Here is a 23,519-nt window from a genome sequence, read left to right on the forward strand (position 1 = left end):
GACAGATATGGACTTTTCAGAACAACTTCAGAGCCTCGCCAAAAAAATCAGCCAGCAGTCTTCCATGATCGCCACCGAAGAGGCGACAAAAAATGCATTCGTCATGCCATTTCTCAGCCGCGTGCTCGGTTATGACGTTTTTGACCCGACAGAAGTGATCCCAGAGTTTACTGCTGACACGGGTATAAAAAAGGGAGAGAAAGTTGACTATGCCATTCTGAAGGATGGGCAGGTTCAAATTCTGGTTGAATGTAAAAAATACAGTGAAAAGCTATCAATGAAGCACTCTGGTCAGCTTTTCCGATATTTTTCGGTCACCAATGCACGGATTGGTATATTGACCAACGGTGCTCAATATGAGTTTTATACCGATCTCGACGCTCCCAACAAAATGGACGAAAAACCATTTCTCACTCTGGACTTGGAAGATATTGATGAGCATGTGGTGCCAGAGGTTCTCAAGCTAACAAAGACAGCCTTTGACGTCGAGTCAGTGGTCGATGCGGCAGGTGAATTAAAATATCTGAGCCAAATTAAAAAGCTATTAGCTGAACAATTTAACTCACCAGAGGAAGATTTTGTAAGGTTCTTCGCGTCCCGGATATATGATGGTGTGCTTACCGCAAAAGTGAAGCAATCCTTTACGGATATAACTAGAAAGGCTCTTATTCAATTCCTTAACGACAGTATCAATGCCAGGCTGAAATCGGCCATTGGTAGCAGCGTTAGTGCTTCGGCGGTTCAGCATATGGCCGACAACATTCCGCAAAATGATGATTCCGAGTCAACCAATGACAATACTGAAAAGTCAAAGGTGGATACAAGCATTGAAGAGATAGACGGTTTCAATGTCGTAAAAGCCATTCTAAGACAACAATTTGATGTTACCAGAATTGCGGCGAGAGACACTCAGAGCTATTTCGGCATTCTGCTTGATGACAATAACCGTAAACCACTGTGTAGGCTGCATTTCAACTCTAAGCAGAAATATATTGGGTTGTTTGATACCGATAAAAAAGAGACTAGGCATCCCATCGGTTCAATCGATGAAATCTTTACCTTTGCGGATCGGCTACTGACGGCCACAGCTGTCTACGAATGATTCAGATCTGGGGAGGGCTAGCCCTCCCCAATATTTTTATCGTCCGCCGGCCACGTCGATAAAGGTGCCGGTGGCGTAGGAGGCTTCGTCGGACAGCAGCCAGGCGATGGCGGCAGCGACTTCCTCCGGTTGGCCACCCCGTAGCAGCGGAATATTTCCCTTCACCCGCTCCACCCGGCCGGGTTCACCGCCATCGGCGTGCATCTCGGTATGGATGAAGCCGGGGCGCACCCCGTTGACCCGGATCCCCTGGGCCGCCACCTCCAGGGACAGGCCCCTGGTCAGCACATCGATGGCCCCCTTGGAGGCGGCGTAGTCCACGTACTCCCCCGCCGAACCGAGCCGGGCGGCGGCGGAGGAGACGTTGACGATGGCGCAACCCGGCACCATGCGGCGCACCGCCTCGCGGCAGCAGAGGAAACAGCTGGTCACATTGGTGGTCAGGGTCTTGTTGATCCGCTCGGCGCTCATCTCCAGCACTCTCATCTGGGGCTGCAAGATGCCGGCGTTGTTCACCAGATGGGTGATGGGCCCGAGCCGGGCGTCCATCTCGTCGAACAATCGCACCACCTCGGCCTCGACGCTGACATCGGCCTGCACCGCGATACAGGAGACAGCGAAACCCTCGCGGATCTCGGCCACCAGCGCCTCGGCTGACCCCTTGTCCTGGCGATAGTTGATGCAGAGCCGGTAGCCCTGCCTCGCCAGATGGCGAGCGGTCGCCGCCCCTATCCCTCTGCCACCCCCGGTGATCAGTGCAATCCTGTTCATCACGCCTCCTTGTTCAGCACCCTTGCTGGCTCTCGATACTACCCCATGATCGGCCAACTGCAACGGCGGCCATGGTCTGTATTCCTTGTCGTGAGGCGCCCCAACAGGTGCATTTTTCATGAACGCGAGCGGTCATCACACCGGTCTTGTTGAATGAGCGTCGTCGGCGCGACCCGGAATGATCCAGTTGCACCAGCCGGATCGTAATAGGATCCGTGAGTCACCGCCTCCCCGAGAGCAGTGCCGGAGGTCAGCTTCTCACCAAGATGACGTCATGCGGACACCCGACCAAGATTGGCCGGGTGCCGAAATGTCCAAGGAGTAGAAGATGCACGCAATCCGCAACACCCTCAACCGTCTGGCCGTCGCCGCTCTGGCGATGGCGGCTGTCTCCCTCTCCGGCGCAGTCATGGCCGCCAACACGGGGCAGCATGGCGAGGATCAGGTTCAGTGTATGGCGGCGAACAGCTGCACGGGTCAGTCCGTCTGCAAGGATCAGAGCACCCGCAGCATGACCCGGGAAGAGTGCAACGCCAAGGGTGGCAAGGTTCGCTAAGAGGGCGACGCCACACTTGCATGGCCGGTGCCTGACAAGGCAACCGGCCTGTTTTTTTGGGCTCTTTTCCGCCGATGCCTGGCTGCGTAATCGCCTTTGACGGCAATCTCCGCTCGAGGTTGCAAGGACCGGATCACCGCCTGACGGATAAACAAAACGGGCCCGATGGGCCCGTTGTCATGACGATCACAGCTGACGACGTTTACTTGAACAACCCCTTGAGCAGTTGATCCGCCACCCCCTTGATCCCCTCATCGTCGGCCTTGTCCCCCAGCAGCTTCTTGAGGCCGCGCTCGGCCTCCTTGCGGGCCTTCTCCTCCAGCACCTTGTTGTCGCTGAGCAGCTCCTTCACATCGAGCCGGTAGCTGGGAGCTTGCCAGTGGCCGCCGATGCGCACCGGTATGCTGATGTCCTTGAGCTCATCCACCGTCTTGCCCCCCTGCCCCTTGCTGCTCTCGACCACCGAGGTCAAAAACAGGAAGTCGAGGGTCTCGGGCACCAGCGCCGTCTGCCCCTGCCCCTGCACCCGCAGGGCCGGAGCGGCCAGCTGAATGTCGTTGCTGCTGGCGATCCCGTTCGCCAGCTGGAAGCTGGCGGTGAGGGCGCTGAAGTCGGTCTTGCGCACCTCCTTGACCTGCTCCGCCCCCTTGCCGGTCAGGGTAGCCCGCGCCTCGCGGATCATCTGTGCCAGGTTGACGCCGTGCAGGGCGCCATCGTGCAGGGCCAGGCTGACCTTGCCCTGCATCTGGCTGCGCAACGCCTGCTCGGACAGGCCATGACCCTGCACCTGTACCTCGAGATCCCCCTTGCCTTCCAGCAGATCGCTCTGGGCCAGGGTCTGCAGCAGCGGGCGCACATCCACCCCTTGCACCCGTTTGTGGACCTGATAGCTGGCGGGCTGCTGGCGGGCATCGAGCACCCCGTTGGCGCTCACCTGGCCACCGGCCACCCCGGCATTGAACTGGCTGAAGCTGAGCTGACCCCCGGCCAAGGCGAGCCGCAGATCGACGGCGCTGAGATCCAGCCCCTTTACCCTCAGGTTGCCCAATTGCAACCGCCCGGCCAGATCCACCAGCTTGAGCACACTCAAGTCAGGCTCCACCGAGGAGAGAGCCTGTGCCCCCTGAGCGGGCGCAGCGGGTGCCGGGCTGGCGGTCGCCAGCGACGGGGCGGCAGCCTTGGCCTCGCCCTGCTTGCCGAGCCAGCCGTCGAGATCCAGCTTGTCCCCCTTGAGATCGAACTCCACTCTGGGCACGGCCCCCAGTCGCACTGTGCCGTTGCCGCTGAGCAGGGCATCATCCGCCCCCATCACCAGGTTGCTCAGGGTGATCAGTTGCTTGTCCAGCTCGGCGCGGGCAAAGCCCGCCAGCTTGAGGGCCAGCTGCGGGCGCGGCAGGGACTCCCCCTTCAGGTTGGCGCTCAGCACCGCATCCGAGACCTCCAGCAGTTGCAGATCCTTGTCGAGCCGCGCCTTGAGGGTACCCTCCAGCGAGCCGGCCAGGGCCGGCTGATCCCCAGCCCCCTCGGCGCCGTTCAGGCTCAGGATCAGGCTGCTCCACTCCCCCAGCGCCAGTCGATCGGCCTTGAGGCTGAAGCCATCCAGTCGCTGCGCCGGCGCACTCAGGCTGCCACTCAGGGTCAGCTCTTTCAGCGCGCTGTCCCGTGCATCCTCGGCCAGCTTGATCTGTGCCTGCCCCTTGAGCTCGAAGGCCAGCTTGCCTTGCTCTCCCTTGGCGGCCAGGGTCACTGGCACCCACTGACCCAGGGTCAGCCTGCCCAGATTGAGGTCGAGCCGCTCGAGGCGAGACTCGGTGCCCTTGTGATCGTCCCGCACCAGGGCGCTGGCCTGCTCAAGCACCACCCCCTGCAACTCGATCTGCCAGGGTTGGCCCTCCTTCCCGGTAACCGGGCTGGCCGGCGCCGGGGTGTCGCCCGCGGGCGGTACGTTCTTGCTCCGATCCAGGACGAGATCCTGCAGGTTGGAGCTGCCATCGGCCCGGGTCTGGATGAAGAGATGGGCCCCGTTCAAGGTGATCTCGCCTATCTCCAGCCGGTGAGAGAGCAGCGGCAGCAGGGCGACCGAGGCGTCCCCCCGCTCGACCCGGATGAGATCCGGCTCGGCAAAACCGGCGGGGTTGCGCAGCGCAACCTTCTCGAGAGAGAGGCCGAGGCTCGGCCAGAAGCGCCAGCCGATATCCCCCGCCATCACCAGCTCGCGGCCCGTGTTCTTTTTCACCTGCTCCGCCAGCTGGGGTTTGAACTGGTTCGGGTCGATCAGGCTGACCAGGGCGGCGATGGCGATCAGGGCGGCCAACGCCAGCCCCAGCAGTATGTAGATGATCTTCTTCACGATGGCTCCTCAATGCAGATCCTGTGGCTGACTATACCACCGGGGGGATGACAGATGGCGCACTGCCGCCAAAACGGGGAAATACCGAGACAGGGATGGTCGCGGCCGTCCCCTCTGGCCCCCTCCCGGAGACCCCGAATTCATGGCCCTGGCGGCCGCCGACGCCCTCCCCAAAAAGCGATGCCACCGGACGCCGGGCCAGCCACCCGCCCCGGCATATCAGGTTTTTCACTTTGGTTTTGCGCTTTATTTTGTTTGTTATCCGGCACTTGGGTCACAGGATGGCATAACTGACTGACCACAGCGACCCGCTCAGGATATTCCATGCCGTACAGCTATCTCTCACATCTGCGCTGCAGCAAGACAGGCGAGATCCATGATGCCGATCAGCCCCAGCAACTGAGCCGGGTCGGGGCACCGCTGCTTGCCAGCTACGATCTCGAGGCCCTGAAACAGGTCTGGCGGCCGGCCGATCTGCTGGGGCGCCCCGCCACCCTGTGGCGCTATCACGAGCTGCTGCCGGTGCGCGATCCCGCCCAGGTGGTCACCCTGGGAGAGGGCTTCACCCCGCTGTTGCCCCTGCCGACGCTGGGCAAGCAGATAGGTATCCCGGATCTCTGGATGAAGGATGAGAGCATCATCCCCACCGGCTCCTTCAAGGCCCGTGGCGCCGCGGTCGGCGTGTCCCGAGCCCGCGAGCTCGGCGTCACTCACTTCGCCATGCCCACCAACGGCAATGCCGGCGCGGCATGGGCGCTCTACGGTGCTCGCGCCGGACTGCGCAGCACCATCGTCATGCCCCAGGCGGCACCCGCCATCACCCGGTTGGAGACCTCCCTGGCCGGTACCCGCCTCTATCTGGTGGACGGCCTCATCAGCGATGCCGGCCGTCAGGTGGCCCAGGCGGTGGCGGAGCAGTCTCTGTTCGACGCCTCCACCCTGAAGGAGCCTTACCGCATCGAGGGCAAGAAGACCATGGGGCTGGAAATCGCCGAGCAGCTTGGCTGGACCCTGCCGGACGTGATCCTCTACCCCACCGGCGGCGGGGTCGGTCTCATCGGCATCTACAAGGCGCTGCGGGAATTGCAGGAGCTCGGTTGGATAAAAGGGGAGCTGCCCCGACTGGTGGCGGTGCAGGCGAGCGGCTGCGCCCCCATAGTGCAGGCCTGGCAGCAGGGAGCCAGCGAGTCGACGTTCTGGCCGGACTCCCAGACCCTGGCCTTTGGTATCAATGTGCCCAAGGCGCTGGGGGACTTTCTGGTGCTCGACGCCCTCTACAGCACCAACGGCTATGCCATCGCCGTGGACGACAGGGCCATCCAGGCGGAGATCCGCCAGCTCGCCTCCCGTGAGGGCAGCTTCGTCTGCCCGGAGGGAGCCGCCGCCTTCGCCGCCGCCCGCCAATTACGGGAAGCGGGCTGGATCAAGGAGCACGAGCGGGTGGTGGTGCTCAACACCGGCGCCGGCATCAAGTATCCGGACGCCATCACTGTGCTGCCTCAGCGGCTGCGCCGTGACGGGAGGATCCCCGCATGACCTTCGACTGGGCCTTCATCCTCTCCACCCTGCCCGCCTTCGGCAAGTCGGTCTGGGTCACCTTGCAGCTTGGCACCATCGTGATCCTCACCTCCCTCGTGGTGGCCCTGCTCAATGTGACGCTGCTCGGGCTGCACAAGCCAGCGCTCAGTGCCCTGGTGCGCGGCTATGTGGAGCTGGCCCGCAACACGCCGCTGCTGATCCAGCTGTTCTTCCTCTACTTCGGGCTGCCGGCGCTGGGGCTGTCCCTGTCGGGCTTTGCCACTGCGGTGATCGCCATGACCTTCCTCGGCGGCGGCTACCTGACAGAGGCGCTGCGGGCCGGGGTGCAAGCTGTGCCCCACAGCCAACTGGAGGCGGGCCAGGCCATCGGCCTCTCCCGCTGGCAACTGCTGCGCCACGTGCAGTTGCCTCAGGCCTGGCTCGCCAGCCTGCCGGCGCTGTTTGCAAACTTCATCTTCCTGCTGAAAGAGACGACCGTGGCCTCCGCGGTGGCGGTGCCGGAGCTGCTCTACACCACCAAGAACTACATCGCCCTCTACTACAAGACCTACGAGATGCTGGCGATGCTGACCCTGATGTGCGTGCTGATCTTCCTGCCGCTGTCCCTCGCCCTGCGAGCGCTGGAGAGGAGGCTGCAACATGGTCAGTTCGGTTACTGAGTCGCGGATGCAGGCGCGGATCCCGATATGGACACTGATCTTTCTGCCGTTGCCATCGTCCACCCTGCACGCATGGGAAAGGAGGGTTCAATATGGTCAGTTCGGTCACTGAGTCGCTGATGCAGTCACGGCTCCCTATGTGGGCACGGATCATTCGACCGCTGCCGTCACCCACACTGCGCACATTGGAAGGGAGGGATGAGCATGGCCACTCCGGTTTCTGAGTTGCTGAGTCAGGCGCTGCCCCTACTGGCAATTGGCGCGGGCCAGACCCTCGCCATCTCCCTGCTCGCCATCCTGTTCGCCACCCTGGGCGGCGTCGCTTACGGCGTGCTGGCGCAGCAAGGGGGCAAACTGACCCAGGGTGTATTGCGGCTGTATCTCGAGCTGTTTCGGGTGGTGCCGGTGCTGGTGTGGCTCTATCTATTCTTCTTCGGGCTGCCCATCGTCTTCGGCCTCGACATCCCGGCCTTCTGGTGCGCCGTGCTGGTGCTCTCTCTGTGGGGGGCGAGCGAGGTGGGGGAAGTGGTGCGCGGCGGCCTGGGATCCCTGGCCCGTGGTCAGCAGGAGGCCGGGCTGGCCCTGGGCCTCTCCCGCTGGCACCTCTATCGTCACGTGTTGCTGCCCCAGGCACTGCAACGGCTGACGCCGCCGACCATCAACATTCACACCCGCATCATCAAGACCAGCTCCCTGGCGGTGCTGATCGGGGTGGTGGAGGTGATCAAGGTGGGCCAGCAGATCATAGAGCGCACCTATGCCTCGCTGCTTATCTACGGCCTGTTGTTCCTGTTCTTCTTTTTGGTCTGCTATCCGCTCTCGCTCGCCTCGCGCCGGCTCGAGCAAAAATGGGGTAATGCGGTATGACACCTCTGCTTGAACTCAATGCTGTCAGCAAACAATTCGGCCAAAACCGGGTACTGGACGAGGTCAGCCTCAAGGTACAGGCCGGCGAGGTGATCGTCATCCTGGGGCCGAGCGGCTGCGGCAAGAGCACCCTGCTGCGCACCCTCAACGGGCTCGAGCCCATTCAAGGCGGCGAGATCCGCTTCGATGGCCAGCCCCTCGATGCAGATACCGACTGGCAGCGGCTGCGCCAGCGCATCGGCATGGTGTTCCAGAGCTATCACCTCTTCCCCAACCTGAGGGTGCTGGAGAACGTGCTGCTCGGCCCCCTCCAGGTGCAAAAGCGGGAGCGGCAGGAGGCCCTGCAGCAGGCGGAACAGCTGTTGACCCGGGTGGGCCTCTGGGAGAAGCGCCACGCCTATCCGCGCGAGCTCTCCGGCGGCCAGCAGCAACGCATCGCCATAGTGCGGGCCCTGTGCATGAATCCCCAGGTGATGCTGTTTGACGAGGTCACCGCCGCCCTGGATCCCGAGATGGTGCAGGAGGTGTTGGAGGTGATCCGCGATCTCGCCGGCAGCGGCATGACCCTGTTCATCGTCACCCACGAGCTGGCCTTCGCTCGGGCGGTGGCGGATCGCATCCTCTTCATGGAGGAGGGCCAGATCCTGGAGCAGGCTCCTCCCCGCCAGTTCTTCGACAACCCAAGGAGCCCGCGTGCGCGCCAGTTCCTCGCCAAGTTTTCTTATACAACTGTCATCAAACGAAAGGAGTCAGCATGAAAATAATCACTTCGGTTCTGTTCAGTGCACTGATAGGCCTGGGTATCGCCAGCGGCGCCGCCCAGGCGGAGGACGGTTCCCTCGCCAAGATCAAGGCCCGCGACAAGCTCATCGTCGGCGTCTTCACCGACAAGCCCCCCTTCGGCTATGTGGACGAGAAGGGCAACTACGTCGGCTTTGACACCGATCTGGGTCGCCGTTTCGCCAAGGACCTGCTGGGGGACGAGAACAAGGTCGAGTTCGTGGCGGTGGAACCCGCCAGCCGCATCCCCTTCCTGCAGAGCGACAAGGTGGATCTCATCCTCGCCAACATGACGGTGACCCCGGAGCGGCGCGAGGTGGTGGACTTCACCAACCCGAACCTGCGAGTGGCGGTACAGGTGCTGGTGCCGGAAGGCAGCGACGCCAAGAAGCTCGACGATCTGGCCGGCAAGCGGCTTATCGTCACCACCGGCACCACGGCGGACATCTGGCTGACCCGCAATCACCCGGACTGGAAGCTGCTCAAGTTCGAGAAGAACTCTGAATCCCTGCAGGCCCTGGCCCAGGGCCGTGGCGATGCCTATGCCCAGGACAACCTGGTGCTGTTCAGCTGGGCCAAGGAGAATCCGGGCTATCGCGTGCTGCCCCAGAAGCTGGGCTCGGAAGATCCGATCGCGCCGGCGGTGAAGAAGGGCAATATCGAGCTGCGTGACTGGGTCAACGACCGTCTCGCCAAGCTGGGGGAAGAGAAATACCTGCTCAAGCTCTACGACCAGTATGTGCGCGACAAGTTGAGCGCCGACACCAATCCCAACGACGTGATAGTGGAAGGAGGCAAATGGCAGGGTTGAGCCCCGCCACCCCGAGGAAGTGCTGAGTGTGTGAAGTCTGTGATCCTTTGGTTCCGTTGGTCCGCCAGCCGCGAGGTTTGGCTTTACAGGCGTCCCCTGCATGGGGGGCGCCTTTTTTTTACTTGTCGGAACAGGGGCAAGTCGCCGTACTCGCGCTGTGAGCCAGCTCCCCCTGTCCGCCCGGCGCCTGTGCCATCCTGACAGGGACAGCAACGAGAGGAGAACCCCATGTGGATCGAGGCGGAACCCGTCTACGGCGCCCTGGTGTCACTGGCCATCGGGCTCATCATAGGGCTGGAGCGCGGTTGGCAGGTACGCCAGCTGGGGGACAACCAGCGCATCGCCGGGATGCGGACCTATGGCCTCATCGGCCTGCTCGGCGGCGTCTGCGCCCTGCTGCTGCCGGGCCTGGGCCCCTGGCTGCCGCTGCTCGGCCTGCTGGCGGTGGTGGCAGGCTGCGGCCTCTCGGTCTGGCTGGCCCAGCGCTGGCAAGGGGAATTTGGCCTCACCAGCTCGGTGGCCATGGTGCTCACCTATCTGCTGGGGCTGATGTCGGTGCTGCAAAGCCCGCGCGAGGCGGTGGCCTGCGCCGTGCTGGCCGCCCTGCTGATGGGGCTCAAGGGCAAGATCCAGCAGGGTATGCTGTTTTTAAGCGAGACCGAGTTTCACGCCACCCTGCGCTTCCTGCTCATCTCCCTGGTGCTGCTGCCCGTGCTCCCCGACGTCGAGATGGGCCCCCTCAATGCCTTCAACCCCTTCAAGATCTGGCTGATGGTGGTGGTGATCGCCGGCATCTCCTTCTCGGGCCACTTCGCGGTGCGCCTGCTCGGCACCCGCTCCGGGCTGGTGCTCACCAGCATGCTGGCGGGGTTCGCCTCCTCCACCGCTCTCACCCTGCAGTTTGCTCGCCTCAACAAGGCGCAGCCCGGGCTGGAGCGGCTGCTGGCCACCGGCATACTGCTGGCGGGGGCCACCATGTGGCTGCGCTTGCTGGTGCTGGTGCTGCTGATCCACAACGAGCTGGCGCTCCGCCTCGCCCTCCCCCTGCTGCTGCTGGCCGCCACCGTCTACGGCTTCGCCTTCTGGTTCTGGCGCCAGCGCGAGGAGATGAGCGACAACCCGGTGCAGCCGGAAACCAGCAATCCGCTGGATCTCGCGACCGCCATCAAGTTCGGCCTGCTGCTGGCGCTGATCGGCTTCATGGCCACACTGCTGCAGAGCAGGGTGGGCGACTCCGGGGTCTACCTGCTCGCGCTGGTCTCCGGCATCACCGACGTAGACGCCATCACGCTCTCCCTCTCCCAGCTCGCCCACAAGGATCTGGCGCTGGAGGTGGCGGCTAGAGGCATCCTGCTGGCCGGCCTGGTCAACTCCCTGGTGAAGGGGCTGCTGGCCCTGGTGATAGGAGGGCGCCGGCTGGGGATGCGGGTCATGCTGCCCTACTTGGTCTCGGCGCTGCTGATCCTGCCCCTGCTCTGAGCGGCCAAACCTGGCCAAGGGCTCCTGACGGACCCCGCCAACAGGGGTATACTGGCGCCTCTTGGCACAGGAGGAGAGACGAGCATGGCAAGCGATTGGGACAAGGTACTGGCGGGCGGCGCCCTGGACAGCCAGAGCGAGGAGATAGCGAACGACCGCATTCGCGGCCAGGCCCTGCTGGCCAGCCTCAACGCCACCCCGGCGGGGGATCATGAGACGCGCCAGCGCCTGTGCGGCGAGCTGTTCGGCCAGTGCCCGAGCTCCTGCTGGATAAGCTCCCCCTTCATCTGCGAGTTCGGCCGCAACATCCATCTGGGCGAGAAGACCTTCTTCAACTTCAACGTCACCATACTGGACGTCGGCGAAGTGCACATCGGCAACAACGTGCTGCTGGCCCCGAACGTGCAGATCTACACCGCCACCCACAGCATGAACCACCTGGAACGCCGCAACTGGACCGCCTACAACAAGCCGGTCCACATCGGCGATGACTGCTGGATCGGGGGCGGCGCCATCATCTGCCCCGGCGTCACCATAGGGCCACGCTCCATCATAGGGGCCGGCGCCGTGGTGACCCGCGACATTCCCGCGGATTCGCTGGCCGTGGGCAACCCGGCCAAGGTCATCCGCACCCTCAACCCGGATGAGCCCCGGGATCCGGCGCTCGTCTCATGATCTGGCTCGCCCTGCTGCCCCTGATCTGGACCGGCTGGCTCGGCATTCAGGACGCCAACTGGTGGCCGCTGGCCCTGGTCACCACCATGAGCCTGCTCACCGCGCTCGCCTACGCCCACGACAAGCGCCAGGCCATCCGTGGCGGCTGGCGCATCCCGGAATCCCGCCTGCACCTGCTGGAGCTGCTCGGCGGCTGGCCCGGCGCCCTGATCGCCCGCCACTGGCTGCGCCACAAGACCCAGAAGGGAAGTTATCGGCTGGTGTTCTGGTTTATCGTGCTGCTGCACCTGACCCTGTGGGGGCTCTGGGTCGGCCGGCCGCTCTGGCAGGGAGGCTGAAGGCTCATCTTCCCCTTATGGCTCTCCTTGGGATAGCTCTGCTTGGGGCAGAACAGTGCAGGCCAATATGACCACCGTTTTTCCCTTCCCTTCTGGCGGGAGAAGGGCCGAGAATGAGGGTGATTACTCAGTCACGCACTCGTGAACGAAAGGAGTCCGTTATGACCATGTGGACAGGCATAGTCCTGATCGTCTTTATCAGCGTGCTGTTTGGCTACCTCGGCAAGCGCGCCCGCTACCAGCTGGGGGATGCCCGTATCACCGACCGCCTCGGCAAGCAGGACATGATCATCAAGGAGTTGCAGGATCGGGTCGCCAACCTGGAGGCCATCGTTATCGAAGAGGAAAAGCGGCGGCCATTCAAGGAGCTTTAAGCCTCAGGAGCTGACGACACGGCGCCAGCAGGCAGCGAAATATTTCGTTTAAACGGCAACCAACAGGTTGCCGTTTCGCTATATGTAGCAGGGTTGGTGTTTATCACTGCCTTTAGCGGGATGGTCCACGTTGCATCGCCTCTGCCAGCGCCCCATGCCCACGTTCCTGCAAAGCATCTATGGCTCCCAGCCGGTCCCCCTCCTCCTTGTTCTGACTCAGCTTGAACTTGCCCACCAGCTGGCTGACCGCGATCTCTATGCCCACCACGGCCTGCACCATGGCCTCGATATAGTCTCTCGGTGCATCCGCCATCTTCCAGGGCGCGGGCTCGGCAGCCTCATGGACCCGGGTCAGGCTCGCCAGCAGGCGACGCACGAAGCGGGCATCGTCCCGCACCCGGATACGGCCGTGAGCATGGACCACCGCATAGTTCCAGGTCGGCACCTGCTGGTGATGTGCCTGCTTGCTCGGATACCAGCTGGGGGAGACATAGCCGTCGACCGCCTTGAAGATCACCAGCACCTCGTCCCCCTCCTTCACCTCCTGCCAGAGCGGGTTGTTGCGCGCCACATGGGCGCGCAAGACGCCATGTTCCCCCTCCCCGGCATCGAACTCGAACGGCAGGTGATTGGCATCCAGCCCCTGCTCGCCATGGGTGACCAAAGCCCCCAATGGATGGGCTCGAACAAGCTGATGCAGCGCCTCGGGATCGGCGGCGGCGAAATGGGATGGCAGGTACATGCAGACTCCTTGTGCTGTGGTGGTGCTTCCGTGCAAGGGCACCAGGCTGGATGCCCATTCTCACCCGTTCGAAGGCGACGCGCGATAGCCCAACGAGGAATAAAAAAAGAGGGCCTGGGCCCTCTCTTTCTCATCCAGGTCTGCCGTCAGCTGCGCTTGGCCAGCCAGGCTTCGGCGGCGTCGAGGGCCGCATCCACCAGCTCGCGGGCGACGCCACCCTTGGCGACCCGCTTGGCCAGGGTCGCTTCCAGCTCCAGGTTGGGATAGACATCCTCGCCGACCACCGGGCTGAAGCGCTGGAATTCTGCCAGCGACAGCTCCTCCAGCGGCTTCTTCACGCCGATGGCGTGGACCACCACCTCACCGACGATATGGTGCGCCTCGCGGAACGGGATCCCCTTGGCCACCAGATAGTCCGCCAGCTCGGTGGCGTTGGCGTAGCCGCCCTGCGCCGCCGCCTTGGTGCGCTCGACGTTCACCTTGAGATCGATCAGCACCAGCGCCGCCATGTCGAGGCAGTCGTGCCAGGTGTCGAGGGCATCGAACAGCCCTTCCTTGTCTTCCTGCATGTCCTTGTTGTAGGCCAGCGGCAGCGCCTTGAGGCTCATCAGCATGCCCATCTGGGCGCCGACCACCCGACCGGTCTTGCCACGAATGAGTTCCAGCGCATCGGGGTTTTTCTTCTGCGGCATCAGGGAAGAGCCGGAGGTGACCGCGTCGGACAGCTCGACGAAGCCCGCCTCGCCAGTGTTGTAGAAGATGAGATCCTCGGCAAAGCGCGACAGGTGAGTCATGGAGAGGGACGCCACGTGCATCAACTCCACCACATGATCCCGATCGGAGACCGAATCCAGGCTGTTGCGGGTCGCCCCGGCGAAGCCCATGTCCAGCGCCAGCGCCTCGCGGTCGATGGCGTAGGCGGTACCCGCCAGGGCGCCACAGCCGAGCGGGCTGGTATCGAGGCGCTTCAGGGCATCCTGCAGACGGGAATAGTCCCGCTCCAGCATCTCCACATAGGCCAGCGCCCAGTGGGCGAAGGTGACCGGCTGGGCCCGCTGCAGGTGGGTGTAACCGGGCAGCACCGCGGCCTGGTTGGCACGCGCCGAGGCCACCAGCCCCTGTTGCAGAGCGGTGATGGAGCCGAGCAGCAGCTCACCCTGCGCCTTGCACCAGAGCTTGAGATCGGTGGCGACCTGATCGTTGCGCGAGCGGCCGGTGTGCAACTTCTTGCCCAGGGTGCCGGCGGCATCGATGAGCTTGCCCTCGACCCAGGAGTGGATGTCTTCGGCATCCGAGCTCAGGATCTGCTGGGGATCCTGCTGCACCGAGGCGAGCAGCACCTCCATCGCCTGCTGCAACTGCGCCTGCTCATCGGCGGTCAAGACGCCCACCTTGACCAGGGCGCGGGCCCAGGCCATGGAGCCCTGGATATCCTGCTCCGCCAGCCGGTAATCGAACCGCAGCGAATCGTTGAACTGCTTGAACCTGCTATCGGCTCCCTGACTGAAGCGTCCACCCCAAAGTGCCATACTGCTCTCCTTGAATGCGTTGCCGGCGGCGCCTGTGCGCCTGCCGAACTTGAAATCTGGCCTTGTTTATCTGCGAGCCTGTTATCTCACAGACGCGGCCAAGGCGCTGCCGCTGTCATCACAACCCGCTGCTTACCCGCCTGTTATAAGTGAGGGGGCCAAGCCGCCGCTTATAAACGAGGGGGCCAAGCCCCCTCACCGGTATCAGCGGGTCAAGCCAGGGCTTAACCGTGGGTATGGTCGCCGCCGATGGACTGGTGCTGTTCCTTCATGGCGCGGATACGGCTGGCCAGGGTGTAGAGACGGATAAAGCCTTCGGCGTGGCTCTGGTCGTACACCTCGTCGGCGCCGAAGGTGGCGAAGTCTTCGGAGTAGAGGCTGTTCGGCGACTTCTTCTGCACCGCGGTGACCTGGCCCTTGTACATCTTCAGCACCACTTCACCGTCGAGATCCTCGGCGATGGCGTTGGCGGAGGCGACGATGGCTTTGCACAGCGGGGTGAACCAGCGACCGTCATAGACCAGGTGGGAGAACTCGGCACCGAGTTTCTCGCGCCAGGCGCGAGTCGGTCTGTCCAGCACCAGCTCTTCCACGGCGCGCAGCGCGGCGACCATCACGGTACCACCCGGGGTCTCGTAGCAGCCACGGGACTTCATGCCCACCATCCGGTTTTCGGTGATGTCGATGCGGCCCACGCCGTGCTTGCCGGCACGCTCGTTCAGGGTGGTCAGGATCTGGTGCGGGCTCAGCGGCTGGTCGTCAACGGCGACCACTTCACCCTGAGCCACGGTCAGCTTGACGTATTCCGGCTCGTTCGGTGCCTGCTCGGCGGAAACGGTCCACTGCCAGACCGCTTCGGACGGCTCGTTCCAGGTGCTCTCCAGCTCGCCACCCTCGGTGGAGATGTGCCAGGCGTTGGCATCACGGCTGTAGATCTTCTTCAGGGTCGCCTTGCAGGGGATGTCGCGGGCTTCCAGATAGGCCAGCAGATCTTCCCGGGAGCGCATGTCCCACAGACGCCAGGGGGCGATCACCTTCAGCTGGGGTGCCAGGGCGGCCACGGCGCCTTCGAAACGCACCTGATCGTTACCCTTGCCGGTACAGCCGTGGGAGATGGCGTCGGCGCCTTCCGCCAGGGCCGCTTCCACCATCGCCTTGGCGATGATGGGACGGGCCATGGAGGTGCCCAGCAGGTAGGTGCCTTCGTAGACGGCACCGGTCTTCAGGGTCGGATAGACGTACTCTTTGACGAACTCTTCGCGCAAGTCTTTGACGATGCACTTGGTGGCACCGGAGGCGATGGCTTTCTGCTCGATCCCTTCCAGATCGTCACGCTCCTGACCGACGTCGGCGACGAAGGCGATGATCTCCGCGTCATAGTTCTCTTTCAGCCAGGGAATGATGGCCGAGGTATCCAGTCCGCCCGAGTAAGCCAGTACGATCTTGTTGATTCCGCTCATTTACTTCTCTCCATGATGATTCGATTAAATAGGTAATTCAGGGTCGGTCGCCGGCTTACTTATGACCCTGACCATGTCCAAACAAGGTCAGCAGCACGGCATTCTGGATATGCATACGGTTTTCTGCCTCATCCATGATGAGGGAGGCTGGTCCGTCCATGACCTCCGAGGTGATCTCCAGCTCCCGGTGCGCCGGCTGGCAATGCAGCACATGCTGGATGCCGGTGCGGTCGAGCAAGGCCTGGTTGATCTGATAAGGCATGAAGATATCTTTTACCTGCTCCATTGGTGTGCTGTCACCCATGGAGACCCAGGTATCGGTGTAAACCACGTCAAAGCCTTCGATGGCGCCCACGTCATCGCTGATGTGGATGTGCGAACCGGACTGGGCCGCCAGCGCCTGGGCCTGCAGGAAGATCTGGGTATCAGGGCCGTGGCCCTTGGGGCAGACCAGGGTCACGTCGGTGCCCAGGGTGGCCCCCAGCAGCAGCAGGGAGTGGCTGACGTTGTTGCCATCGCCGAGGTAGGCGAGCTTCACCTTCGACAGATCCGCATACTGCTCGCTGATGGTCATGAAGTCCGCCAGCCCCTGGCAGGGGTGGTAGAGGTTGCACAGGCTGTTCACCACCGGCACTGTGCCATGTTCGGCCAGTTCGACCAGGGTCTGGTGATCGAACACCCGGGCGACGATGGCATCACACCAGCGCGACAGGTTGGCGGCGAAGTCCTTCACCGATTCCCGCTTGCCGAGCGCGCCGTTCTGTTGATCCAGATAGACGCTGTGGCCGCCGAGGCGGGCGATGCCGATGTCGAAGGTGACGCGAGTGCGCAGGGAGGGTTTCTCGAACAGGGTGACCACGCTCTTGCCCGCCAGCGCCTGGCCGTACTTTATCGGATCCGCCTTGACCGCCTTGCCCAGCGCGATCAGCGCCAGGATCTGGGATTTGTTCAGATCGCTATCTTTCAGAAGATGTTGCATCGGATGTTCCTTTTTCCGGCCAGGGTTAGAGGGTGACTTGGGTGCCGACTGCACCGCCGGCCAGCAGCTTGAGCAGTTGATCCTGGTAGCGCCAGCTGGCGACGCAGACCGGCTTGCCCAGGGTCTCGGCGGCGTGCAGCGCGGCCTTCACCTTGACCGCCATGCCGTCGCTGATCACCCCCTTCTCCATCAGATCCAGCGCGGTCGCCTTGTTCAGCTGCGGCACCAGCTTGCCCTTGCCATCCAGGATGCCGCTCACGTCGGACAGCATCACCAGATCGGCGCCGAGCGCCTCAGCAATCGCCGTGGCCGCCTGATCCGCGTTGACATTCATCAGCTGGCCGGCAGCGGTGATGCCGATGGAGCTCACCACCGGCAGGAAGCCCTGACCCAGGATGCCCTGCACCAGCGCCGAGTTGCCCGGCTGGCAATCACCCACGGCGCCGAGATCCGGGTCGAGCTGGGTCACCTGGCACAGGCCGCCATCGGCCAGACAGAGCCCCACCGCCGGGATGCCGGTGGCAATGGCCTTGGCCATCATCATCTTGTTGGCGGTCCCCGCCAGGGCGCCGGCGATGAAGGGGATCTGCTCGAAGGGGGTGACCCGCAGGCCGTTCTTCTTGCTGGAAGTCAGCCCCAGGCCCTTGAGCAGGTCATCCACCAGGCAGCCGCCGCCGTGCACCAGCACCAGGGGGCGGTGCTGCTCATCCAAGAAGCTTTTGAGGGTGGCGAACAGGGCGGTCAGCGCCTCGTCATTCTCGATCAGCGCCCCACCTAACTTGATTACCAGCGTCTGCTTGTCCATCTTCTCGATCCTTCCTTAAAGCGTTAAATCAGGCCGGTGGCCGGTTCAAAACCAAACTTGATATTTATGCACTGGATGGCCTGGGAGGCGGCCCCCTTGAGCAGGTTGTCGATGGCGGAGACTACCACCAGCATGTTGCCCTGCTGCTGCCAGGCGATGTCGCAATAGGGGGTGCTCGCCACGCCGCGGATGGAGGGCATCTGGCCGGTGAGACGCACCAGCGGCTTGCCCTCGTAGGCCTTGAGGAAGGCCTGATCCACCTGGGTCGCCGTCACGCCGTCCGCCAGCTGCACATAGATGGTGGCCAGGATGCCGCGCACATAGTTGCCGAGGTGGGGCTGGAACAGCACCTCCTTGCCCAGGTGGTGGCTGATCTCCGGCTGGTGTCTGTGGTTGAAGGTGCCGTAAGGATTCAGGCTCACCTCGCAGAAGCTGGTGCTGATGGCAGCCTTGCGACCAGCCCCGGAGACCCCGGAGACCGCGTTGATGATGGGCTGCCACCCCTTGGCAATCAGCCCGGCCTGCTGCAGCGGCTTGAGGGCGCACAGGGAGGCGGTCGGGTAGCAACCGGGCACCGCAATCAGCTGGGCGGCTTTGATGGCATCGGCATTCCACTCAGCCAGACCGTAGGCGGCCTGATCCAGCCACTGCTCGCTCTGGTGGGTGAAGCCGTAGAAGGAGGCGTAGAACTGCTGATCCCTGACCCGGAAGGCACCGGATAGATCGAACACCGGCAGCCCCTTGGCCAGGAACTTGGGCGCCAGCTCGGCACTCACCTCGTGGGCGGTGGCCAGCAGCACCAGATCGGCCTGGGTCAGGATCCGGGTCATGCCGTCATCGTCCAGCGGCAGCAGCGGCTGATCCAGCGCACCGACCCACTGGGGATGGAGGGAAGAGAAACGCTTGTGCGCATCCTGGCTGCCGGCCGACACATAGAGGCCGAACAGCTTGAGTTGTGGGTGGTTCTGGACCAGTGCGGCCAGTTCGGCTCCCGCGTAGCCACTGGCACCGACGATAACGGTGTTAAGCATTGTTGAATATTCCAAGTCTGAGTTCGAAGTTCACAGCATGGTGCTGCGGTGCAAGGGGTGAGCTATCGCCCCTTTGATGCAACGAGTGCGGAGGGGCAAATCAGGCGGGTGTGTGTCGTCGGTTATAGATCAGGTGACAGAACATTAACTTTCCCTTACAACTAGAAGCCTTGTCGATGAGTACTCGAAAAGAATATTCATGCACTCACTTTGCATTTGTATTTTCTAACAGAAACATTCCGGGGACGCAAGGAGCAGCTGATGGCCAATCTGGATTTTTTTTCACTTTATAAGAATATTATTGCGATTCCCTCTATCAGCAGCACGGATCCCCGCTGGGATCAGAGCAACGAGGCGGTGATCCGGCTGCTGGCCGACTGGTTCGGCCAGCTCGGCTTCCACTGCGAGGTGACGGCGCTGCCGGAGCTGCCCGGCAAGTTCAACCTGGTGGCGACCTATGGCCAGGGGGAAGGGGGCCTGCTGCTGGCGGGCCACACCGATACGGTGCCCTTCGATGAGGGGGGCTGGAGCAAGGATCCCTTCAAGGTGACCGAGGAGGGCAACCGCCTGTATGGGCTCGGCACCATCGACATGAAGGGCTTCTTCGCCTTCATCGTCGAGGCGCTGAAAGAGATCGACCTGACCACCCTCAGCAAGCCGCTGCGCATCCTGGCCACCGCCGACGAGGAGACCACCATGGCGGGCGCCCGCGCCATCGCCGCGGCGGCCGAGCTCAAGCCGGACTACGCGGTGATCGGCGAGCCGACCGGGCTGGTGCCCGTGGTGGCCCACAAGGGCCACATGTCGGAGGCGATCCGCATCACGGGCAAGAGCGGCCACAGCTCGGATCCCGCCAACGGGGTCAACGCGTTGGAGATCATGCACCAGGCCATGGGCCAGGTGCTCAGGCTGCAGCAGGATCTCAAGGAGCGTTACGCCGACCACAGGTTCGCGGTACCGCAGCCCACCCTCAATCTGGGCTACATACATGGTGGAGACAGCCCGAACCGTATCTGTGGCTGTTGCGAGCTGCACATCGACATGAGGCCCACCCCGCAGGTGGGGCCGGACGAACTGATGGGCATGCTCAAGGAGGCGCTCGCCCCCATAGAGGTGCACCAGCCTGGCTGCCTGCACCTGCAACACCTGCACGAGCCTATCCCCGCTTACGCCTGCGCCGATGATTCCGTGCTGGTGCGCGAGGCCGAGAAGGCGAGTGGCCGCGCCGCCGAATCCGTGAACTATTGCACCGAGGCCCCCTTTATCCAGCAATTGGGATGCCAGACAATAGTGATGGGACCCGGCCATATCGCTCAGGCGCACCAACCGGACGAGTATCTGGATCTGTCGTTCGTCAAGCCGACCACGGCGGTGCTGCAGCACCTGATCCGGCGTTTCTGCCTCTGAATCGAGGGGAATGTAAGTAAGTTACATGACATGGCGCCCAGGGACAGGTGAGGGAAATACATGTTCTGAATCGGCCTGTTATTTGACCTTGCGCAGACAATCCGAGTAGATTGTCCCCCTAAGATGACGGAGCATATGTTGTAATCACACAACAATAAGTGAGGCTGCCTCTCACCCCGGAAGGTAAGGAGGCACCAACAAAATAAGGATGTGGAATGAACGAAAAGTACGCCGCGCTACGCGCCAACGTAGGCATGCTGGGCCAACTGCTGGGCAAGTCCATCAAGGATCATCAGGGACAGGCCTTCCTCGACAAGATCGAGACCATTCGTCAGCTGGCCAAGTCCTCCCGCAAGGGCAATGAGGCAGACCGTGAGTCGCTGCTCGAAACCCTGCGCACCCTCTCCGATGACGAGCTGCTGCCGGTGGCCCGTGCCTTCAGCCAGTTCCTCAATCTGGCTAACGTGGCGGAACAGTTCCACACCATCTCCCGCCGCAGCGAAGAGCAGGAGAGCACCCCGGATCCGCTGGAGCAGATGTTCGCCAAGCTGAAAGCGTCCAACCTGTCCCAGGAGGCCATCATCCAGGCCGTGCGCGAGCTGGATATCGATCTGGTGCTGACCGCCCACCCGACCGAGGTGACCCGTCGCACCCTGATCCACAAGCATGTGCAGCTCAACGACTGCCTGGAAGCGCTGGAACTGTCCGATCTGCTGCCCCGCGAGCGGGACAAGATCCTCAATCGCATCGAACAGCTGGTCAATCAGGCCTGGCACACCAACGAGATCCGCGAACAGCGCCCGACCCCGGTAGACGAGGCCAAGTGGGGCTTCGCCGTGGTGGAAAACAGCCTCTGGCCCGCCATTCCCGAATTCATGCGCACCCTGGACGAGCGTCTGCAGCAGCACCTTGGCGTGCGCCTGCCGCTGGATGCCGCGCCGGTCAAGTTCACCTCCTGGATGGGCGGCGACCGTGACGGCAACCCCTTCGTCACCGCCAAGGTGACCGCCGAGGTGCTGGAGCTGGGCCGCTGGATGGCGGTCAACCTCTTCTACAAAGACATCAAGGAGCTCACCTCCGAGCTCTCCATGGCCGACTGCACCGACGCCCTGCGCGAGCGGGTGGGCGATCAGCCCGAGCCCTACCGCGCCCTGGTGCGCGAACTGCGCGAGCAACTGCGCGAGACCCAGGAATTCCTCACCGCCAAGGTGCAGGGTCAGGTCAGCGAGAGCCGGGATCTGGTCAAGACCACGGCCCAGCTGCGCGAGCCGCTGGAGCTCTGCTACCACTCCCTGCACGCCTGCGGCATGGGCAACATCGCCGATGGCATGCTGCTGGACGTGCTGCGCAAGCTGGCCTGTTTCGGCATCCATCTGGTCAAGCTGGACATCCGCCAGGATGGCGAGCGCCACGGCCAGGTCTTCTCCGAGCTGACCCGCTACCTCGGCATGGGCGACTACGCCGAGTGGAGCGAGGACGACAAGCAGGCCTTCCTGCTCAATGAGCTGAACTCCCGCCGCCCGCTGATCCCCACCGACTGGGAGCCGAGCGCCGAGACCCGCGAGACCATAGACACCTGTCGGGTGATCGCCGAGCACGACCCGGATGCGTTCGGCATCTACATCATCTCCATGGCGGGCGCCCCGTCCGACGTGCTGGCGGTGCAACTCTTGCTGAAAGAGGCTGGTTGTAAGTTCCGCATGCCGGTCGCCCCGCTGTTCGAGACCCAGGAAGACCTGATGGCGGGCACCGCCGTGATGGAGCGCCTGCTGTCGGTGGACTGGTATCGCGGTTACATCCAGGGCCGTCAGTACATCATGATCGGCTACTCGGACTCAGCCAAGGATGCGGGCATGATGGCCGCCGGCTGGGCCCAGTACGCCGCCATGGAATCCCTGGTGGCGCTGGCCGAGGCCAACAACCTGCGCCTCACCCTGTTCCACGGCCGTGGTGGCACCGTCGGTCGCGGCGGCGCCCCCGCCCATCAGGCAATCCTCTCCCAACCGCCGGGCTCCCTGCGCGGTGGCCTGCGGGTGACCGAACAAGGCGAGATGATCCGCTTCAAGTTCGGCCTGCCCAAGGTCGCCATCCACAGCCTGAATCTCTACACCAGCGCCGTGCTGGAAGGGAACCTGCTGCCGCCGCCCAAGCCCAAAGAGAGCTGGCGCGCCGTGATCGAACAGGTGGCCGAGGCCTCCTGCGAGCACTACCGCTCCATCGTGCGCGGTCATCCTGACTTCGTGCCCTACTTCCGCGCCGCCACCCCGGAGATGGAGCTCGGCAAGCTGCCGCTCGGCTCCCGTCCCGCCAAGCGCAAGCCCAACGGCGGCGTCGAGAGCCTGCGCGCCATCCCCTGGATCTTCGCCTGGACCCAGAACCGGCTGATGCTGCCGGCCTGGCTCGGCGCCCACAAGGGGCTGCAGCAAGCCATAGATGACGGCCACAAGAGTGTTCTGGACGAGATGAGCCGCCAGTGGCCCTTCTTCCGCACCCGCCTCGAGATGCTGGAGATGGTGTTCCTCAAGGCCGACCTCTGGCTGGCGGAGTACTACGACACCCGTCTGGTGCCGCAAGAGCTGTGGGCCCTCGGCAAGCAGCTGCGTCAGGAGCTCTCCGACTCCATTCAGGTGGTGCTGGAGCTGCGCCCACAGGGCGACTTGCTCGACGACCAGCCCTGGATCAAGGAGTCCATCAAGCTGCGCAACCCCTACACGGATCCCCTCAACGTGCTGCAGGTCGAGCTGCTTGGCCGCTCGCGCAACCACGCCGAGATCCTGCACCCCGAGCTGGATCAGGCGCTGATGGTGACCATCGCCGGTATAGCGGCAGGTATGCGCAACACCGGTTGACAGGCGGGCTATCAAGCTCTCCTTCCATCAAGTCAAAGGGCGCCACAATGGCGCCCTTTCTATTTCCATGATTGTCTCGTCTGATGTCCTGATATCCCTCTCCGTTGGAGATGAAAACCCAATCTACCGACAGGTGTATAGATGCTATGCCCATCTTACTCACTCAGTAGCACATCAGCGTTTTTTATAAGAGATCACGGCATATGGCAATGACACATATTTTAAAGCATTAACATAACCAGAACTGAATATGATTGAATTTTATGTGTTGAAGTATCCATATAACACATGATGCTGTATGAAAACTTAACGTCCATGTAACGAATACGATCGAATTTGTTTTTTTGTGATGCGAATTAAAAACCTATAAACATGACTCTCATTTTCGTTGCTTGGACTCAACTGCGCAATTATCG

At 62.8% G+C, this 23,519-nt stretch carries 21 protein-coding genes; 13 read left to right on the forward strand and 8 right to left on the reverse strand.

The annotated features are described in order from the left end of the window. The first annotated feature begins 7 nt into the window (after positions 1 to 7). A complete protein-coding gene (locus tag LG30_RS0101180; RefSeq protein WP_033128876.1) occupies positions 8 to 1,102 on the forward strand; it encodes a type I restriction endonuclease in 1,095 nt (364 codons plus the stop codon). A 36-nt stretch (positions 1,103 to 1,138) separates the two neighbouring features. Here the strand turns inward: LG30_RS0101180 and LG30_RS0101185 are convergent, their stop codons facing one another. Next, positions 1,139 to 1,873 carry an SDR family oxidoreductase gene (locus LG30_RS0101185; RefSeq protein WP_033128877.1) on the reverse strand — a complete coding sequence of 245 codons (735 nt, stop codon included), beginning with the start codon at positions 1,871 to 1,873 and terminating at the stop codon, positions 1,139 to 1,141. A gap of 328 nt (positions 1,874 to 2,201) precedes the next feature. On the opposite strand from LG30_RS0101185, the gene LG30_RS0101190 reads away from it, so the two are divergent. Then, positions 2,202 to 2,429, forward strand: a complete 228-nt coding sequence (locus LG30_RS0101190; RefSeq protein ID WP_033128878.1) for a hypothetical protein — start codon at positions 2,202 to 2,204, stop codon at positions 2,427 to 2,429. 202 nt (positions 2,430 to 2,631) lie between these two features. Here LG30_RS0101190 and LG30_RS0101195 read toward each other — a convergent pair whose 3' ends face one another. After that, entirely contained in the window at positions 2,632 to 4,779 is a 2,148-nt protein-coding gene (locus LG30_RS0101195; RefSeq protein WP_033128879.1) for an AsmA family protein, read from the reverse strand. A 324-nt stretch (positions 4,780 to 5,103) separates the two neighbouring features. On the opposite strand from LG30_RS0101195, the gene LG30_RS0101200 reads away from it, so the two are divergent. From LG30_RS0101200 to LG30_RS0101240, 9 genes are all read left to right on the forward strand, one after another. Continuing rightward, the gene (locus LG30_RS0101200) at positions 5,104 to 6,315 is read left to right on the forward strand and encodes a threonine synthase (protein ID WP_033128880.1); all 1,212 of its coding nucleotides are present in this window, start codon (positions 5,104 to 5,106) and stop codon (positions 6,313 to 6,315) included. Then, positions 6,312 to 6,977 carry an amino acid ABC transporter permease gene (locus LG30_RS0101205; protein WP_033128881.1) on the forward strand — a complete coding sequence of 222 codons (666 nt, stop codon included), beginning with the start codon at positions 6,312 to 6,314 and terminating at the stop codon, positions 6,975 to 6,977. The genes LG30_RS0101200 and LG30_RS0101205 overlap by 4 nt, the downstream gene beginning before the upstream one ends. A 204-nt stretch (positions 6,978 to 7,181) precedes the next feature. After that, complete coding sequence (locus tag LG30_RS0101210; protein WP_033128960.1) at positions 7,182 to 7,844, forward strand: amino acid ABC transporter permease; 663 nt, start codon at positions 7,182 to 7,184, stop codon at positions 7,842 to 7,844. Beyond that, positions 7,841 to 8,602 carry an amino acid ABC transporter ATP-binding protein gene (locus LG30_RS0101215; protein ID WP_033128882.1) on the forward strand — a complete coding sequence of 254 codons (762 nt, stop codon included), beginning with the start codon at positions 7,841 to 7,843 and terminating at the stop codon, positions 8,600 to 8,602. The genes LG30_RS0101210 and LG30_RS0101215 overlap by 4 nt, the downstream gene beginning before the upstream one ends. Beyond that, entirely contained in the window at positions 8,599 to 9,435 is an 837-nt protein-coding gene (locus tag LG30_RS0101220) for a transporter substrate-binding domain-containing protein (protein WP_033128883.1), read from the forward strand. Before LG30_RS0101215 ends, LG30_RS0101220 begins: the two co-directional genes overlap by 4 nt. Positions 9,436 to 9,663: 228 nt before the next feature. Next, the gene (locus tag LG30_RS0101225; RefSeq protein ID WP_033128884.1) at positions 9,664 to 10,914 is read left to right on the forward strand and encodes an MgtC/SapB family protein; all 1,251 of its coding nucleotides are present in this window, start codon (positions 9,664 to 9,666) and stop codon (positions 10,912 to 10,914) included. A gap of 84 nt (positions 10,915 to 10,998) precedes the next feature. Continuing rightward, entirely contained in the window at positions 10,999 to 11,589 is a 591-nt protein-coding gene (locus LG30_RS0101230) for a sugar O-acetyltransferase (protein WP_033128885.1), read from the forward strand. Further along, the gene (locus LG30_RS0101235; RefSeq protein ID WP_033128886.1) at positions 11,586 to 11,927 is read left to right on the forward strand and encodes a DUF1294 domain-containing protein; all 342 of its coding nucleotides are present in this window, start codon (positions 11,586 to 11,588) and stop codon (positions 11,925 to 11,927) included. The genes LG30_RS0101230 and LG30_RS0101235 overlap by 4 nt, the downstream gene beginning before the upstream one ends. Before the next feature lie 161 nt (positions 11,928 to 12,088). After that, positions 12,089 to 12,301, forward strand: a complete 213-nt coding sequence (locus tag LG30_RS0101240; RefSeq protein WP_033128887.1) for a hypothetical protein — start codon at positions 12,089 to 12,091, stop codon at positions 12,299 to 12,301. A 112-nt stretch (positions 12,302 to 12,413) separates the two neighbouring features. On the opposite strand, the gene LG30_RS0101245 is transcribed toward LG30_RS0101240, so the two are convergent. The 6 genes from LG30_RS0101245 to argC all read right to left on the reverse strand — a co-directional run bounded on the left by LG30_RS0101245 (position 12,414) and on the right by argC (position 18,847). Next, positions 12,414 to 13,043 carry an FMN-binding negative transcriptional regulator gene (locus tag LG30_RS0101245; RefSeq protein WP_033128888.1) on the reverse strand — a complete coding sequence of 210 codons (630 nt, stop codon included), beginning with the start codon at positions 13,041 to 13,043 and terminating at the stop codon, positions 12,414 to 12,416. A 146-nt stretch (positions 13,044 to 13,189) separates the two neighbouring features. Then, positions 13,190 to 14,572: an argininosuccinate lyase gene (gene argH / locus LG30_RS0101250; RefSeq protein WP_033128889.1), complete on the reverse strand. Its 1,383-nt coding sequence runs from the start codon at positions 14,570 to 14,572 to the stop codon at positions 13,190 to 13,192. A 224-nt stretch (positions 14,573 to 14,796) separates the two neighbouring features. Continuing rightward, complete coding sequence (locus LG30_RS0101255; RefSeq protein WP_033128890.1) at positions 14,797 to 16,032, reverse strand: argininosuccinate synthase; 1,236 nt, start codon at positions 16,030 to 16,032, stop codon at positions 14,797 to 14,799. A 55-nt stretch (positions 16,033 to 16,087) separates the two neighbouring features. Then, positions 16,088 to 17,011 (reverse strand): ornithine carbamoyltransferase, encoded by a 924-nt coding sequence (locus tag LG30_RS0101260; protein ID WP_033128891.1) that lies wholly within the window; start codon positions 17,009 to 17,011, stop codon positions 16,088 to 16,090. 25 nt (positions 17,012 to 17,036) lie between these two features. Then, on the reverse strand, positions 17,037 to 17,816 hold the full coding sequence (argB, locus tag LG30_RS0101265) for an acetylglutamate kinase (RefSeq protein ID WP_033128892.1): 780 nt from the start codon (positions 17,814 to 17,816) through the stop codon (positions 17,037 to 17,039). 23 nt (positions 17,817 to 17,839) lie between these two features. Further along, positions 17,840 to 18,847 (reverse strand): N-acetyl-gamma-glutamyl-phosphate reductase, encoded by a 1,008-nt coding sequence (gene argC / locus LG30_RS0101270; protein WP_033128893.1) that lies wholly within the window; start codon positions 18,845 to 18,847, stop codon positions 17,840 to 17,842. 261 nt (positions 18,848 to 19,108) lie between these two features. Here argC and argE point away from each other — a divergent pair, with 261 nt between their 5' ends. Further along, complete coding sequence (gene argE / locus LG30_RS0101275) at positions 19,109 to 20,254, forward strand: acetylornithine deacetylase (RefSeq protein ID WP_033128894.1); 1,146 nt, start codon at positions 19,109 to 19,111, stop codon at positions 20,252 to 20,254. Between the two features lie 215 nt (positions 20,255 to 20,469). Beyond that, a complete protein-coding gene (gene ppc / locus LG30_RS0101280; protein ID WP_033128895.1) occupies positions 20,470 to 23,103 on the forward strand; it encodes a phosphoenolpyruvate carboxylase in 2,634 nt (877 codons plus the stop codon). Positions 23,104 to 23,519 lie beyond the last annotated feature (416 nt).

This window comes from Aeromonas aquatica (assembly GCF_000764655.1).
GTDB classification, from domain to species: domain Bacteria; phylum Pseudomonadota; class Gammaproteobacteria; order Enterobacterales; family Aeromonadaceae; genus Aeromonas; species Aeromonas aquatica.

What these genes read in the sequence shown, in the direction of transcription:
- LG30_RS0101180 (WP_033128876.1), top strand. Translation starts at nt 8, where the DNA reads ATGGACTTTTCAGAACAACTTCAGAGCCTCGCCAAAAAAATCAGCCAG.
- LG30_RS0101185 (WP_033128877.1), bottom strand. Translation starts at nt 1,873, where the DNA reads ATGAACAGGATTGCACTGATCACCGGGGGTGGCAGAGGGATAGGGGCG.
- LG30_RS0101190 (WP_033128878.1), top strand. Translation starts at nt 2,202, where the DNA reads ATGCACGCAATCCGCAACACCCTCAACCGTCTGGCCGTCGCCGCTCTG.
- LG30_RS0101200 (WP_033128880.1), top strand. Translation starts at nt 5,104, where the DNA reads ATGCCGTACAGCTATCTCTCACATCTGCGCTGCAGCAAGACAGGCGAG.
- LG30_RS0101205 (WP_033128881.1), top strand. Translation starts at nt 6,312, where the DNA reads ATGACCTTCGACTGGGCCTTCATCCTCTCCACCCTGCCCGCCTTCGGC.
- LG30_RS0101210 (WP_033128960.1), top strand. Translation starts at nt 7,182, where the DNA reads ATGGCCACTCCGGTTTCTGAGTTGCTGAGTCAGGCGCTGCCCCTACTG.
- LG30_RS0101215 (WP_033128882.1), top strand. Translation starts at nt 7,841, where the DNA reads ATGACACCTCTGCTTGAACTCAATGCTGTCAGCAAACAATTCGGCCAA.
- LG30_RS0101220 (WP_033128883.1), top strand. Translation starts at nt 8,599, where the DNA reads ATGAAAATAATCACTTCGGTTCTGTTCAGTGCACTGATAGGCCTGGGT.
- LG30_RS0101225 (WP_033128884.1), top strand. Translation starts at nt 9,664, where the DNA reads ATGTGGATCGAGGCGGAACCCGTCTACGGCGCCCTGGTGTCACTGGCC.
- LG30_RS0101230 (WP_033128885.1), top strand. Translation starts at nt 10,999, where the DNA reads ATGGCAAGCGATTGGGACAAGGTACTGGCGGGCGGCGCCCTGGACAGC.
- LG30_RS0101235 (WP_033128886.1), top strand. Translation starts at nt 11,586, where the DNA reads ATGATCTGGCTCGCCCTGCTGCCCCTGATCTGGACCGGCTGGCTCGGC.
- LG30_RS0101240 (WP_033128887.1), top strand. Translation starts at nt 12,089, where the DNA reads ATGACCATGTGGACAGGCATAGTCCTGATCGTCTTTATCAGCGTGCTG.
- LG30_RS0101245 (WP_033128888.1), bottom strand. Translation starts at nt 13,043, where the DNA reads ATGTACCTGCCATCCCATTTCGCCGCCGCCGATCCCGAGGCGCTGCAT.
- argH (WP_033128889.1), bottom strand. Translation starts at nt 14,572, where the DNA reads ATGGCACTTTGGGGTGGACGCTTCAGTCAGGGAGCCGATAGCAGGTTC.
- LG30_RS0101255 (WP_033128890.1), bottom strand. Translation starts at nt 16,032, where the DNA reads ATGAGCGGAATCAACAAGATCGTACTGGCTTACTCGGGCGGACTGGAT.
- LG30_RS0101260 (WP_033128891.1), bottom strand. Translation starts at nt 17,011, where the DNA reads ATGCAACATCTTCTGAAAGATAGCGATCTGAACAAATCCCAGATCCTG.
- argB (WP_033128892.1), bottom strand. Translation starts at nt 17,816, where the DNA reads ATGGACAAGCAGACGCTGGTAATCAAGTTAGGTGGGGCGCTGATCGAG.
- argC (WP_033128893.1), bottom strand. Translation starts at nt 18,847, where the DNA reads ATGCTTAACACCGTTATCGTCGGTGCCAGTGGCTACGCGGGAGCCGAA.
- argE (WP_033128894.1), top strand. Translation starts at nt 19,109, where the DNA reads ATGGCCAATCTGGATTTTTTTTCACTTTATAAGAATATTATTGCGATT.
- ppc (WP_033128895.1), top strand. Translation starts at nt 20,470, where the DNA reads ATGAACGAAAAGTACGCCGCGCTACGCGCCAACGTAGGCATGCTGGGC.